General features: G+C 62.9%; 11 protein-coding genes. 5 read left to right on the top strand and 6 right to left on the bottom strand.

From position 1 onward, the window contains the following. Positions 1–850: 850 nt before the first annotated feature. The 6 genes from K349_RS0100940 to K349_RS0100910 all read right to left on the bottom strand — a co-directional run bounded on the left by K349_RS0100940 (position 851) and on the right by K349_RS0100910 (position 8,419). Positions 851–2,167, bottom strand: a complete 1,317-nt coding sequence (locus tag K349_RS0100940; RefSeq protein ID WP_026368036.1) for an O-acetylhomoserine aminocarboxypropyltransferase/cysteine synthase family protein — start codon at positions 2,165–2,167, stop codon at positions 851–853. Positions 2,168–2,965: 798 nt separating this feature from the next. Next, positions 2,966–3,703 carry a phosphate signaling complex protein PhoU gene (gene phoU, locus K349_RS0100930; RefSeq protein WP_026368035.1) on the bottom strand — a complete coding sequence of 246 codons (738 nt, stop codon included), beginning with the start codon at positions 3,701–3,703 and terminating at the stop codon, positions 2,966–2,968. 173 nt (positions 3,704–3,876) lie between these two features. After that, positions 3,877–5,493, bottom strand: coding sequence for a Na/Pi cotransporter family protein (locus K349_RS0100925; RefSeq protein WP_026368034.1), 1,617 nt, complete (start codon positions 5,491–5,493; stop codon positions 3,877–3,879). A gap of 31 nt (positions 5,494–5,524) precedes the next feature. Beyond that, the gene (locus K349_RS0100920) at positions 5,525–7,003 is read right to left on the bottom strand and encodes a tripartite tricarboxylate transporter permease (RefSeq protein ID WP_026368033.1); all 1,479 of its coding nucleotides are present in this window, start codon (positions 7,001–7,003) and stop codon (positions 5,525–5,527) included. A 7-nt stretch (positions 7,004–7,010) separates the two neighbouring features. After that, positions 7,011–7,466, bottom strand: coding sequence for a tripartite tricarboxylate transporter TctB family protein (locus tag K349_RS0100915; protein ID WP_026368032.1), 456 nt, complete (start codon positions 7,464–7,466; stop codon positions 7,011–7,013). A gap of 11 nt (positions 7,467–7,477) precedes the next feature. Then, positions 7,478–8,419: a Bug family tripartite tricarboxylate transporter substrate binding protein gene (locus K349_RS0100910; protein WP_026368031.1), complete on the bottom strand. Its 942-nt coding sequence runs from the start codon at positions 8,417–8,419 to the stop codon at positions 7,478–7,480. Between the two features lie 458 nt (positions 8,420–8,877). On the opposite strand from K349_RS0100910, the gene K349_RS0100905 reads away from it, so the two are divergent. From K349_RS0100905 to K349_RS0100885, 5 genes are all read left to right on the top strand, one after another. Continuing rightward, positions 8,878–9,798: an ABC transporter permease gene (locus tag K349_RS0100905; protein ID WP_026368030.1), complete on the top strand. Its 921-nt coding sequence runs from the start codon at positions 8,878–8,880 to the stop codon at positions 9,796–9,798. Positions 9,799–9,812: 14 nt separating this feature from the next. Continuing rightward, entirely contained in the window at positions 9,813–10,772 is a 960-nt protein-coding gene (locus tag K349_RS0100900; RefSeq protein ID WP_245587980.1) for an ABC transporter permease, read from the top strand. 15 nt (positions 10,773–10,787) lie between these two features. Next, positions 10,788–11,915 (top strand): ABC transporter ATP-binding protein, encoded by a 1,128-nt coding sequence (locus K349_RS0100895; protein ID WP_274703374.1) that lies wholly within the window; start codon positions 10,788–10,790, stop codon positions 11,913–11,915. Beyond that, entirely contained in the window at positions 11,912–12,937 is a 1,026-nt protein-coding gene (locus tag K349_RS0100890) for an ABC transporter ATP-binding protein (RefSeq protein ID WP_084460101.1), read from the top strand. Before K349_RS0100895 ends, K349_RS0100890 begins: the two co-directional genes overlap by 4 nt. A 168-nt stretch (positions 12,938–13,105) precedes the next feature. Next, positions 13,106–14,701, top strand: a complete 1,596-nt coding sequence (locus tag K349_RS0100885; protein ID WP_026368026.1) for a peptide ABC transporter substrate-binding protein — start codon at positions 13,106–13,108, stop codon at positions 14,699–14,701.

The following is a 14,701-nucleotide window of genomic DNA, read 5'->3' as shown; positions in this document are numbered from 1 at the left end:
CCAGGGTTTATGGAGTTGAGAAGCGGCGAGTTTCCGTGTGTTTCCGTGCTGTCGCTGTGCTGTCTTTGTGCCGCCCGGCGGGAGAGAGCAAGGCCACCCGGCCCGCTGGTTGCCGCTTCGGTGTGTTTTCGTCTTCCGCTTCTCCCCGGGTTTATGAAGTTGAGAAGCGGCGAGTTTCCGTGTGTTTCCGTGCTGTCGCTGTGCTGTCTTTGTGCCGCCCGGCGGGAGAGAGCAAGGCCACCCGGCCCGCTGGTTGCCGCTTCGGTGTGTTTTCGTCTTCCGCTTCTCCCCGGGTTTATGAAGTTGAGAAGCGGCGAGTTTCCGTGTGTTTCCCTGCGGTTGCTGTGCTGTCTTCGTGCCGCCCGGCGGGAGAGAGCAAGGCCACCCGGCCCGCTGGTTGCCGCTTCGGTGTGTTTTCGTCTTCCGCTTCTCCCCGGGTTTATGAAGTTGAGAAGCGGCGAGTTTCCGTGTGTTTCCGTGTGGTCGCTGTGCTGTCTTCGTGCCGTCCGGCGGGAGAGAGCAAGGCCACCCGGCCCTTGAGCCCGCTTACGGACCGCTCGCGTCCGCTTCGGCCCTCCGGGGACCGTCGCAGAGCCGCCCTCCCTGGCGGCGCTGCGACTCTCCGGGGCATCCTGCCCCTCCGTCCCCTGCGGTCTCTCGCTTCCACTCGCACGCGGGCCAAAGGGCCTTGGCGGCCTTACTCTCTCCTGCCTCGGTGGCGCGGCATTCCGGAGAGGATGCGAAGAAGATCTCCCCGCCTGGGCGATATGGTGTTCCTTCAGAGGCTCGCAGAGGCTCTTTCTCTCTGGGCGGCACGGCGTTCCTCCAGGGTCCGCAGGGGCGAAGCGTTTTAGGAGAGAACACCGGGATCGGTGGCCTTCCTGAGGGCCTGGTCCAGGTCTTCGAGAAGATCCCGGGGATCTTCCAAACCGATGGAGAGGCGGATGGTATCCTCCCGTACTCCCGCTGCGGCGAGTTGGGTGCTGTCGAGTTGTGAATGGGTGGTGCTGGCGGGATGGATCACCAGCGAACGGGCGTCGCCTACATTCGCCACCAGGGAGAAGAGTCGAACGGTGTCGATGAAGCGTCGTCCCGCTTCCAATCCGCCCTTGACGCCGAAGGTGAAGATCGACCCTGCTCCCTTGGGGAGGTACTTTTCTGCCAGTGACGCATCGGGATGGGAGGAAAGCCCCGGATAATTCACCCAGGCGACGGCAGGGTGCCGTTCCAGGAATCGGGCCACGGCGAGCGCGTTGCTGCAATGGCGCTCCATGCGGAGCGGGAGTGTCTCGATCCCCTGAAGAATGAGAAAACTGTTGAACGGACTCAGGCAGGCGCCGAAATCCCTAAGAACCTGCGTGCGGAGTCGTGCCGCAAAGGCCGCTGCGCCGAAGGTTTCGGTATAGCGCAGATCATGGTAACTCGGGTCGGGTTCGGAGAGGGAGGGAAACCGTCCGTTGCCCCAGTCGAAACGGCCGCCGTCCACCACGATGCCCGCCATGGAGGTTCCATGTCCGCCGAGGAATTTCGTGGCGGAATGGAGCACGATGTTCGCGCCCCATTCGAGAGAGCGGCAGAGGCAGGGGGGGGCGAAGGTGGCGTCCACGACGAGAGGAACGCCGCATTCGGCGGCGATGTCGCCCACGGCCTGAATGTCCAGCACCTGCGCGTCGGGATTGCCGATGACCTCGCCGTAGAAGGCTTTTGTCCTCGGGGTTACGGCTTTTCGGAAATTTTCCGGGTTCCGGGAGTCGACGAACGTAACGGTGATGCCGTATCGCGGAAGCGTGGCGGCAAAGAGGTTCGCCGTTCCGCCGTAGAGGGCGGAAGAGGAGACGATCTCGTCGTCCGCGCCCGCGATATTCAGGATGGCGCCGCTTACGGCGGCGTGTCCCGAGGCGAAGGCTACCGCCGCAACGCCGCCTTCCAGTGCCGCCATGCGTTTTTCCAGCACTTCCGTGGTGGGGTTGCCGATGCGGGTGTAGATATTTCCCTCCTCTTCGAGAGCAAAAAGGCTTGCCGCATGAGCGGCACTTTTGAATCGATACGCCGTGGTCTGATAAATAGGCACCGTGCGGGAGAGTGTCGCCGCATCGGGTTCGTATCCGGCGTGGATGGCCAGGGAATCGAAACGGAGTGTTTCAGGAAGACCGTCGTTTCGGGACATTTTTTCGCCTCCTCGGTGTTGTTGAACCGATTGTTTCCTGTTGCAATATCACTCTATCCGGAGTGGCGAAAAAACACAACGATACGACAGATCCGCCGAACGCCGGAGTTCCTGGTGACGAGTATTTTAGAGGGGAGTGCTCATGAATTTAGGAACTTCTGGATAAGGCTGCATCAGCCCCGCAGGACGCCTTGCAGAGCCTGATGCGACCCGAGTCAAGGGAAAGCGACGAAAGGTCTTTATTCAGAGTTTCCTTTAGCGAAGGGGTTTTTACGGGAGAGAACCTTGTGGGCCGAACAAGCGGAATTCCTTGTGAGGGTGAGATAACGGCGGACAAGGGATGGTCTTCGAAGATCCTTTGGCCCGCGTGCGAGCGGAAGCGAGAGACCGCAGGGGACGGAGGGGCAGGATGCCCCGGAGAGTCGCAGCGCCGCCAGGGAGGGCGGCTCTGCGACGGTCCCCGGAGGGCCGAAGCGGACGCGAGCGATTCGTAAGCGGGCTCAAGGTCTGAGAAGAGCACCCGCCGTCCGCCGGGAGGGCGAAACGGCACTTTCTTCGTGCAGAAGGCGCATGTTCTCCAGGAGGTTGGAGGTGCCGTTGTGCAGAATGCCCGGGACGCCGCGGAGGGCCGTAAGCACCCGCCGTCCGCCGGGAGGGCGAAACGGCACTTTCTTCGTGCAGAAAGCGCATGTTCTCCCGGAGGTTGGAGGCGCCATTGTGCGGAATGCCCGGAACGCCCCGGACGACCGTAAGCACCCGCCGTCCGCCGGGAGGGCGCAATGTGGGGAATCGGCGACTTCAGCCGTGGTGCTGTGTTTCCTGTTCCTGCTTGAGGCGACTCTTCAGATCCTCGCCGCGCAGCGCATAATAGGTCCGTTCGGCCATGTTCGTGGCGTGGTCTCCGATGCGGGCCAGATGGTGGGTGATCCACAGGAGCCCCGCCGCACCCCGGAGAGACGTCGCGTCACCTCCGAAACGGGTTGCCATGAGAAAAAACAGTTCCTCCGAGACCATCTCCTTCAGTCTGTCCAGTTCGGCGTCGCGGCGACACACCTCCTCCGCGAGGGATGAATCTCCCTTGCGAGCGGCCTTGAGTGCGTCCCGAACCATGGCGACACAGATGTCCTTCATCCGGGGGATGTCCACCAGCGGCTTCACCAGAGGTGCCCGGTTCAGGACCTTGGCCTTTTCCGCGATGTTCACCGCCTGGTCGCCGATGCGCTCCAGATCGGCGATGCTCTTGAGCACCGCGAAGACGAAGCGCAGATCCTCCCGAACGGGTTGTCTGAGTGCGATCGAGGCGAGACACTCCTGATCGATGCGATGTTCCAGCTCGTCCACCGCGTCATCGCCGGAGATCACCTTGTCGCACCGCGCATCGTCCTGCGCCTGAAGCGCGTGCACCGCCTCCTCCACCGCAGTGGCGGCCAACTCTCCCATCTCCGCCACCAGGGCGAGGATGCGTTCCCGGTCCGCTCCGTAAAGCAGGGATTCCACCTGTGCCATCGGATCGTTTCGCGTCTCTCGTCTCTCCATGGGACATCCCTCCACTCCATTTCCGTCACGCGACGGGCCATCGGGGAAAACTTCCTTCGTCCAGTGCTGCCCAGTCCTCACCGGTGCGTCGCACCCGGAGCGCACGCATAAAAGCCCCACCCCTTGGAGAACCCAGAACGGCGAGGTATTGGGGAAACGCTGTCCGAACGTTCTCAGAGAGGTTCGTTTTCTCCGTTCTTCCGGTTCGGAGGACGTTCTTCGTTCTGTTCCGCCCTGGCCACCTGCGTCGCCGATCCGGCGATCCGTCCCGCAAGAAAAAGATACTCCAGAAGCGCCGTCGTTTCTCCCGCCGTGCCCTGTTCCCTGCCCGCCAGGGAGCGGCGGAGCAGTTCCGCCTGTTTCTCCAGTGCTTCCTTCTGCCCTTGTGCTTCTCTGGACGAAGCGGAGTCTCCCAGCACGAAGGCCCGGAGAGAGAGGCGCAGCACATCCTGAAGCAGTTCCTCCAGTTTTCTCCATCGGGCGTCCTCGGAGAGCAGTGGGCGCAGGAGAGCGAAAGAGCCCTGCCAGAAGAAAAAGAACCCTTGGGCGAGCAGGTCCGTCAATCCCTTGAGGGCGATCATGGCGTAGGAGGTGCGGGCCTGGTCGGCGAGGAGCCCCGCATCGTTCCCGGGGGAGGCGATGCGGAAGGTGTAATCCAGGCAGGTTTCTCCCAGGGTTGTGACGCCTTCCCGGAGCTGCAGGACTTCCTTTCGGGCCGGTCCGTCCCGAAAGAGGAGCAGGGAGAATCCCTCCAGGGCGCTCGCCAGGCGGGTCATCTCCTTCTTCAGCAGAAAGAGGGCGAGTTGGGGAAAGTCCACAAGATCGTCGTTGAGATAAAGCGGCTCGCCGATCCGGGTGACTCCTCCCGGGAAGAGGCGGGTTGTCAGCGCCTCCAGCCGTTCCGAGAAGGGAAAGAGCAGCAGGGCGTTGAGCCAGGCCACTCCCATCTGGGTTGTCACGAGGGCGGCTTTCGTCCCGCCGCCCTCCGCGAGATGTCCCAGAAAAGGCGCCACCGCGACGGCCGCCACGGTTCCCGCCAGCTTGTAGAGAAACGTCGCGGCGCCGAGGCGGCGGGCGTTGGTCTTGCCCCCGAGGGACGCCAGGAGAATCGTTCCGGTGGAGCCGAGATGCGCTCCCAAGACCACCGGAAGAGCCGCGGAGGTCTCCAGCACACCCGATCCGGCCAGGGCGAGGGCCAGGGCCATCACGGCGGAGCTGCTCTGGAGCAGTGCCGTGAGCGCCATCGCGACGATGCCGAGCGTCAGTGGATTGCCCGCGGCGGCGGCGAGGAGACGGAGCGTTTCCGGATCCGCCGTCAGGGGACCCACACCGAGCTTCAGCAGGAACATCCCCGTGAGCAGGAGGGCGATGCTCCGGAGCAGGCCGCTCCATTTCTCCAGGATTCCTCCGTCGCTCAGGTGCGATCCTATCAGGGAAAGGGCCAAAAGCAGCGGAGCGAAGGTGACGATCTCCAGGGAGAGCAGGAGCGTCACGAAGGTGGCTCCGGCGCTGGCGCCCATCATGACCACCACCGCGCCGCCCAGGGAGAGAAGCCCCGCGTCGGTCATGCCCAGGGCGAAGGACGTCGCTACGGAGCTGCTCTGGGCCGCGGCGGAGAGCAGGACTCCGAAGAGAAAGGACGCGGGTTTCCGCCGCGACAGAGCGGCCATGTAGGTTTTTGTCCGTCCGCCGAATCCCTGTCGGAAGCTTCGGGTGCATTCCTCCACGCCGTAGAGGAACAGGGCGAGCCCCCCGACGATTTCGAGAATCCAAAGAACCTTCTCCCCCATGGTGTGCGCCTTTTTCGAAAGATGCGGCCGGTCAGGCCGATGCCTTTGCGCTGCGGGGCTTCCGGAAGGCGGGAATGAGGAGCGCCGCGATGAGGAGCCAGAGGAGCAGGCACAGGGGGCGCTCGAAGAAGATGCGCCAGGAGCCGTCGGACATGATGAGGGACTGGCCGAAGCCGAGTTCCGCGATGGGGCCGAGGATGAGCCCCAGCACCAGCGCGCCCAGGGAGAACCCCGCCCGGTCGAGAAAGTACCCCGTCGCGCCGAAGGCCAGCATGAGCCACACGTCGAAGAGGGCGTTGTTGATGGCGTAGCTGCCCACCACGGAGAGAATGGCGATGGCGGGAATGAGGAGTGCGTTGGGAAGCCGTACCACCCTCGCGAAGAGGGGAGCGCAGGAAAGTCCCAGCACGAGGAAGAGCACGTTCGCCAGAAAGAGGGAGAGGATGAAGCCGTAGGTGACGGCTCCGAAGCGGGTGAAGAGTTCCGGTCCGGGAATGAGTCCGTGGATCAGGAGCCCTCCCATGAGGGCCGCCGCCACGGAGTTGCCGGGAATGCCCAGGGTGAGCAGCGGAATGAGGGAGCCGCCGACGCATCCGTTGTTCGCGCTCTCCGCCGCGGCCACGCCGACGGGGTTTCCCTTGCCGAAGGTCTCCGGCTCCGGAGAGAGCTGTTTGGCCACGTTGTAGGAGATGAAGGCCGAGATGGTGGCGCCCGCGCCGGGAAGCATTCCCACGAGGGTCCCGATCAGGCCGCCCCGGAGGATGGTCGGAGCCAGTCCCCTGGGGATCGGCGCCCGCTTCAGCGTTGTCGGATCGGCCTCCACTTTCTGGAGAATGCGGTTTTCCGCGGTGAGTTCCAGGATCTGACTCACCGAGAAGAGGCCGATGAGGGCGGGCATGAAGGAGATGCCGTCGTAGAGTTCCACCACTCCGAAGGAGAAACGGAGGTACCCCGACAGGGGATCCATGCCCACCGTGGCGAGGAGAAGCCCGAGGGTGCCCGAGAGAAGCCCCTTGACCATGTTTCCCTTCGTGAGGGTGACGATGCTCGCAAGCCCCATGATGGAGAGGAGAAAGTACTCCGGCGCACCGAAGCGCAGGGAGAACCGCGCCAGCGCAGGAGCGAGGAGAAGCAGCGCCGCCGTGGAGAGCATGCCTCCCCAGAAGCTCGCTACCGTGGCCACCGCGAGAGCCATGCCTCCCTTGCCCTGGCGGGCCAGAGGATAGCCGTCGAAGGAAGTGGCCGCCGCCGCGGGTGTGCCCGGCGTGGAGAGAAGGATCGCCGAGATGGCCCCTCCGTACATGCCGCCGCTGTAGACGCCTCCCATGAGGGCCAATCCCGCCGCGGGATTCATGCCGAAGGTGACGGGAATCAGAAGTGCCACCGCCATGGTGGCGGTGAGCCCCGGAATGGCCCCAACGAGAATGCCGCCGATGGTGCCCGTGAGGACCGCAAGCAGCACCGATGGCTCCAAAAGCGTTGCCAGGGCGGGAAGAAGCTGTTCGGTCACGGTACGGTCACCCCCAGGGGCCGCCGGGGACGGGCACGGCGAGAAACTTGACGAAGATCAGCCAGATGAAGGCGAGCAGCCCCGCCGTTCCTCCCAAAAGGGGGAGAGGTTTCCGAAACCCGAGGAACCAGCCGAGGCAGAGCATGAAGAGGAAACTCGCGGGGAAAAAACCGAGGCGGGGCGTGATCCAGGCGTAGCAGAGCATGGCAAAAAGCGTTCCCAGGAAGGGGAGCGGGGCGCGCACCCATTCCACGGAGGAGGCCTTCTCCGTTTCCTTTCGGAAGCGGAGAAGGCTCTGAGACACCAGAAGAAGCGAGAGCAGGCCGAGGACGAGCGAAAGAAAGTACAGATAGCGCACCGCCGCGTCGGCGCGCTCGGGAAAGTCAGTCGCCGCAAGGGCGACCGCCGCCGCCAGCGCCAGGCCGGCTGCTCCGAAAAGTCCGTCCGACGTGGTGCGTCGCATGTGGAATGCGCCTACCAGGGTTCCTTCTCGAAGGCCTTGTTCGTCACGGTGAGGAGTTCCTCCAGGTACGCCTTGTAGGCGGGGCCGTCCAGAACGTTCATCTCGAGCTGCTCCTTCGCCGCCTCTTGAAATTCCGCGTCGTCCAGCACCTTCCGGAAGGTTTCGTCGAGGGCCTTGAGGACTTCCTCGGAGACGCCCGCGGGAGCCGCGAATCCCCGGGAGGAGTCGGAGATCACCCGGTAGCCCTGTTCCAGGCAAGTGGGAACGTCCGGGAGTTCCGCGATCCGCTCCGGCGTCATGATACCGAGGATGCGGATCTCGCCGCTCTGGAAATTGGGCTTGATCTGGGACCAGTTCATGAAGCCCACGTCCACGTGTCCGCCGAGCACCGCCGCCTTCTGTCCCGAGGAACCTTTTTCAGGAACGCTCTTGATCTCGATTCCCGCCGCCTCGTTGAGCTGCGTCAGGGCGAAGAAGTCATCTCCGCCGGGGCCGGAGGTGGAGCCGTTGAGCTTCTTGTCCTTCGCCGCCGTCACCAGATCCTCCAGGGTCTGGAAGGGGCTCGCGGCGTTCACCACGACCACGCCGGGATCGGACACGAAGTTGAAGAGAGGGACGAAATCTTCAAGGGTGTATTTTGCCCGCTTTGCGGAAATATGGGCCGCCACGTGGGGGGTGTAGAGCGTGCCGATGGTGTAGCCGTCCTTTTTGGCTCGGGCAAGAGCCTCGAAACCGATCTGGCCTCCCGCGCCGGGGCGGTTTTCGATGACGAAGGGCTGAGGAAAGTATTTTTCCGCGAACTTCGCGAAGAGGCGCGCCATGGTATCCGTTCCGCCCCCGGGCTCGGAGGCCACGATGAGCGTCACGGGTTTCTCCGGATAGGCTCCGAAGGCCGTGAAGGGCAGGGAAAGGAGAAACGCCGCTACCGCACAGCACAGGAATACTCTTCTCATGGGTAGATTCCTCCTCCATGGTTGTTTTGGGGCATGTGCCCGTAAGAGAACGGGATACTTCATATTCAATTCTAGCACGTCTGCAACAGCTCTGTAACAATCGCTTCCCGGATTCTTTTCTGCGAGACCGTCTTCCTTCGCGGAGGCCGAAAGGAAGAAGCGCTCCGAAAAAGAGGCGAAAAAACCTGTGATGAGTCGTTATGTGTTCAATATACACTCAGTCGGACTGAAGAGAAATTTTTGGCGGGGGAAATTGCTTTTTCTGAAATGATGGGGTATGGTAGGCGTCAGACTGGCCGGGACATGTCGCCATCGAAAGAAAGTAAAGAGATTTCAGAAATTCATCCGTTTCGGAAGGACATTCCTTGGGAGTGTCTCTTGCGTAAGGATGGAGAAAACGACAGGAAGGATGCGTCTTCCGACCACTGCGGGTCGGAGACGCAGAAGGGGGGAAGAGTTTGACTCGTTTTCTGCTCAATCGATTCATCTCCGTGTTGTTGACCATCTGGGCCGTGGTGACCGTCACGTTTCTCATGATGCACGCGGTGCCTGGAGGGCCGTTCCAGTTGGAAAAGCAGCTTCCCGACGCGGTGGTCAAGGCCCTGGAGGCCAAGTACCACCTGGACGACCCCCTTCCGAAGCAGTATGTGGACTACCTCAAGGGCATACTCACCTGGGATCTCGGTCCATCCTTCCAGAAGATCGGCGTCTCCGTGGAGGAAATAATAGGTCAGAGTTTTCCCGTGTCCATGAAGGTCGGTCTCCTCGCGGTGGGGGTGGTGCTCCTTTTGGGCATTCCCCTGGGGGTGCTCGCGGCGGTGCGGAGCGGGCATGCCTCGGATCAGTTCATCCGCTTTCTCGCCACGCTGGGGCAGACCATTCCGAGTTTCGTTCTGGCGACGCTTCTCATCTACGTCTTCAGCGCAAGGCTGAACTGGTTTCCTTCCTTCGGCCTCCGGACCTGGAAACATTACGTGCTTCCCGTGATCGCCCTCGGAGGATACTCTCTCTCCTTCGTCCTCCGCCTCACCCGGTCGAGCATGCTGGAGGTGCTGCAGCAGGACTACATCCGCACCGCCAGGGCAAAGGGCGTCTCGGAATTCTCCATCGTCTTCCGCCACGCTCTCCGGAACGCCCTCATTCCCGTGGTCACCTACATCGGCCCTCTCATCGCCTCCATCATCACCGGTTCCTTCGTGGTGGAGAAGATCTTCGCCATTCCCGGCATGGGAAAATTCTTCGTGGAGAGCGTCACGAGCCGGGACTACACGGTTCTCATGGGGCTCACTCTGTTCCAGTCCATCATTCTCTGCGTCGCGATCCTTGCGGTGGATCTCCTCTACGGATTTCTCGATCCCCGGATCAAGGTCGGCAAGTGAGGAGGTTCTGATCCATGTCTACGTCGTATCCGGAATTTTCTACAGGCATGACGGAGGAAGGAACGCTTTCCCCCGAACTGTGGGAGCCCATCCCCGCCTTGGAACAGCAGGGGGAACACATCAGCCGCCCCAGTCTCACCTATCTGCAGGACGCATGGCGCCGCTTTCGCCGCAATCCCACGGCACTCATCGGCCTTGTGCTTTTGGCGCTCATCTTCGCCTTCGCCATCTTCGGCCCCATCCTGTCGAGCCATTCCTACCGGGAGCAGAATCTGGACCGGGCCTACGAATCTCCAAGCGCCGAACACTGGTTTGGCACGGACGCCCACGGCAGGGACCTCTTCGTCCGGGTCATGATGGGCGGGCGCATCTCCCTGCTGGTTGGGATCATCGCCACGGCGACGAGCTGCGTCATCGGCGTTCTCTACGGCGGTTTCTCGGGGTACATGGGAGGGCGCTGGGACAACATTCTCATGCGTCTCGTGGACATCGCCTCCACCATTCCCCTCGTGCTCTACTCGATCCTCCTCATGGTGCTCCTCGGCACGGGGCTGCACAACATTTTCATCGCCCTGGGACTGGTGTACTGGGTGGGAATGGTGCGCATCGTCCGCGGTCAGGTCCTTGCCCTGAAGGAACAGGAGTTCGTCCTCGCCGCCCGGGTGCTCGGGGCGGGGACGTGGCGCCTCCTCACGCGGCACCTCATTCCCAACGCCATGGGGCCGATTCTCGTGACGGCCACCATGATGATCCCCGGAGCGATCTTCACCGAGTCCTTTCTGAGCTTCATCGGCATCGGCATTTCCGCGCCCATGGCGTCCTGGGGTTCGCTCTGCTCGGATGCACTGGGGGGCTTGCGCTCCTATCCCTACCAGCTCTTCTTTCCCGCGGCATCCATCTGCATCACCATGCTGGGATTCAACTTCGTCGGCGACGGACTCCGCGACGCCCTCGACCCGCGGCTGCGGAAGTAGGGGAGGAGACAGGCGATGATCGGAACGGAAAAAAAACAGACCGTCGGGTCGTATCCCCCCGAAGACCGCTCCGTTGCCGCCGGGAAAATGGAAACGGCGGAACTGTTGCGGGTCGAGAACCTGTACACGTCCTTCTTCACCCACGTGGGAGAGGTAAAGGCCCTGCGGGGCATCGATTTCTCCCTGAAGGCGGGAGAGGCCTTCGGCATCGTGGGGGAATCGGGAAGCGGCAAGAGCGTCACCTCCCTGTCGATTCTGCGCCTTCTTCCCTATCCCGGGCGGGTCACGGCGGGACGGGTGCTCTTCCGGGGCGAAGATCTGCTCGCCAAGAGCGAGCGGGAGATGCGCTCCCTCCGAGGGGACGACCTGACCATGATCTTTCAGGATCCCATGACCTCCCTGAATCCCGTGTTCACCGTGGGGGAGCAGATTGTGGAGGTGCTGCGCCTCCACCGGAAAATCTCGAAGAAAGAGGCCTGGGAGCGCGCCGTGGAGGGATTGCGCCTCGTGGGCATTCCCTCGCCGGAAAAACGCGTCCGGGACTATCCTCATCAGTTCAGCGGCGGCATGCGCCAGCGGGCCATGATCGCCATGTCCCTGGCCTGCGAGCCCGCCCTGCTCATCGCCGACGAGCCCACCACGGCGTTGGACGTGACCATCCAGGCCCAGATGCTGGACCTCATGAACGATCTCCGGGCGAAGATCCGCACCGCCATCATCCTCATCACCCACGATCTCGGCGTGGTCTCCGAGGTGTGCTCGCGCATCCTCGTCATGTACGGCGGTCAGGTCATGGAAGAGGCCGCGTCGGAGGAGCTCTTCGCGACGCCGCTGCACCCCTACACGGTGGGACTGCTGCGGGCGCTTCCCGGCTATTCCCGCCGGGGGAACGCGGAACATCGGCTGGTGCCGATTCCCGGAACGCCGCCGGACCTGCTGCATCCTCCCCGGGGATGTCCCTTCGTGGAGCGCTGCCCTCTGGCACTGCGCGTCTGCCGGGAGCGCCCGCCCCGTTTCTCCAGTCCCGGGCCGGGGCGCCGCGTCGCCTGCTGGCTCCATGACCCGGGAGCGCCCGCATCCGCTCGGGAGCGGCTCTTCGCCGCCCGGGGAGACCGCTCTGCGCGAAGGGAGGCTGTCCGATGAACGTCGTCGAAACGAAGGCGAGGGAAAACGTCACCTCCGTGCCGTCGGAGCGCCCGCTTCTCGAAGTGAAGGGCCTGGTCAAGCATTTCTCCGTGGAGAAGGAGGGATGGTTCGAACGGCCGCAGGTTCTCCGCGCCGTGGACGGGGTGGATTTCTTCATCCGCCGGGGCGAGACCCTCGGTCTGGTGGGGGAATCCGGGTGCGGTAAGTCCACAACGGGAAGAGCGATCGTACGCCTCTACGAGCCCACCGCGGGGGAGGTGCTCTTCGACGGCGTGAACGTGGCGGCCTTGTCCGAAGAGCAGTTCAAGCCCTATCGGCGGCGCATGCAGATGATCTTCCAGGATCCCTACGCGTCCCTCAATCCCCGCATGACTGTGGGGGACATCATCGGGGAATCCCTGGACATCCACGGTCTCGCCAAGGGGAAGGAGCGCCTCGAACGCATTCACGATCTGCTCGGTCGGGTGGGGCTCAATCCGGACCACGCCATGCGCTATCCCCACGAATTCAGCGGCGGACAGCGCCAGCGCATCGGCATCGCCCGGGCCCTTGCGGTGGATCCCGAGTTCATCGTCTGCGACGAGCCCATCTCCGCCCTGGACGTGTCCATCCAGGCCCAGGTGGTGAACATGCTGGAGGATTTGCGGGAGCAGTTCGGCCTGACCTATCTCTTCATCGCCCACGATCTCTCCATGGTGCGGCACCTGTCGGACCGTGTGGGAGTGATGTATCTGGGGCGGCTCGTGGAGGTTGCGGAAAAGGAGGAACTCTACCAGAATCCCCAGCACCCCTACACCCAGGCACTGCTCTCCGCCATTCCCGTCATCGGCGACGGAGGGCGGGGAAAGAGACGCATCGTCCTCGAGGGGGACGTGCCGAGTCCTCTCGATCCGCCCTCGGGGTGCGCCTTCCGGACGCGATGCCGCTACGCCGAGTCCCGGTGCGCGGAGATGCCCGCGCCGGGACTTGCGGAGATCGCGTCCCTGCATTACGTGGCATGTTGGAAAGTCTCGTCATAGACATCTCCGGAAGCGGTCGTGTCGTGGGGAGAGGTGTGCGGGAGAGAGTTTCCGCAGGAGGTGTGGCAGCGAAGGGGGGGACGCTCGTCTCGCGAAATTCCGGACCCGAAGGTTTGCGAAAGGGAGTTGCAGCGGCATCAGAAGACCTTTGCAGGGAGGGAACATGAGATGAAAAGATCCGTAGTTCTATTGCTCCTCGTCGCCCTGATCGGCCTGTGCGTGGCGGCGCTTCCCGCGGCCGCGGCGGAGCAGGTTATACGCTACAATCTGGCCCGTGAGCCCAAGACGCTCGACCCTGTTCTGAACGGCGACCTCATCGGCGGCTTCATCATCGACCACTGCTTCGAGGGGCTTCTCCGGGACCGGAACGGCGAGCTCGTGCCTGGTATGGCCGAATCCTGGAGCGTCTCCGAGGACGGCAAGACCTACACCTTCAAGCTCCGGGACGCCAAGTGGTCCGACGGCAAGCCCGTCCGTGCCCAGGATTTCGAATATTCCTGGCGGCGCTCCCTCGATCCCAAGGTAGGTTCCGGCTACGCCTTCATCTTCTATTACATCAAGGGCGGCGAGGCCTTCTACAAGGGAGAGGGCAAGGCGGAGGACATCGCCATCTCCTGCCCGGACGACAAGACACTCGTGGTGACCCTGGAGAACCCCACTCCCTACTTCCTCGATCTCGTGGCCTTCATGGTCTTCATGCCCGTCCGGGAGGACATCGTGGAGAAGGCTCCCGACAACTGGGCCCGCAAAGTGGAGACCTACATCAGCAACGGTCCCTACAAGATGACCACCTTCCAGCCCGACCTGGTGGTGCTCGAAAAGAACCCCGAATACTGGGACGCGGCGAACGTGAAACTGTCCCGGATCGATGCGGTGGTGATCCCCGAGCATTCCACGGAACTCACGGCCTTCGAGAACGGCGAGCTGGACATCATGGAGAACATTCCCCTTCAGGAGCTGCCCCGGGTCTCCAAGATGGAGGGGTACGTGGCCTATCCGCGCATCATCTCCTTCTTCTACACGGTGAACACCACCCGGAAGCCCTTCGACGACGTGCGGGTCCGCAAGGCCCTCGCCCTGGCCATCGACCGCAAGGCCATCGTGGAGAAGGTGCGCCAGAGTTCCGAGATTCCCGCCTGCGGTCTCGTCCCCGAGGGGCTGAAGGACAGCACGGGCAAGGATTTCAGCAAGACCTCGGGATGCTTCGGTCTGGACCCCGAGGGGAAGGCCAAACCCGAAGAGGCGAAGAAACTCCTCGCCGAGGCGGGCTATCCCGACGGCAAAGGATTCCCCAAGTTCACCCTTCTCTACAACACCAGCGAGGAGCACAAAGGCCTTGCCGAGGCCGTGCAGGAAATGTGGCGGAAGAACCTGGGCATTGACGTGGAGCTGGGGAACCAGGAGTGGCAGGTCTATGCCAGCACCCGCCGGGAGGGCAACTACGACGTCGGTCGCGGCAACTGGTGGGGTGACTATCCCGATCCCATGACCTTCCTCGAAATGTTCACCACCGGTGCAGGGACCAACTGGCCCCGCTGGAGCAACCCCGAGTACGACGCACTCATCCAGAAAGCCCGCCAAGTCTCCGGCGTGGAGCGCGACGAGGCCATGTACAAGGCCCACGCGCTCTTCATGGAGGACATGCCCATCCTGCCCCTGTTTTACCCCGTGGACGACAGCGTGATCCGTCCCTACGTGAAGGGGTTGGAGCGGACCAAGATGGGTTCCTGGTACATGGGGAATATCGTTATCGAAGACCACTGA

This window comes from Aminiphilus circumscriptus DSM 16581, from assembly GCF_000526375.1.
Lineage (GTDB): Bacteria > Synergistota > Synergistia > Synergistales > Aminiphilaceae > Aminiphilus > Aminiphilus circumscriptus.
This window is presented reverse-complemented; position numbering and strand designations above follow the sequence as displayed.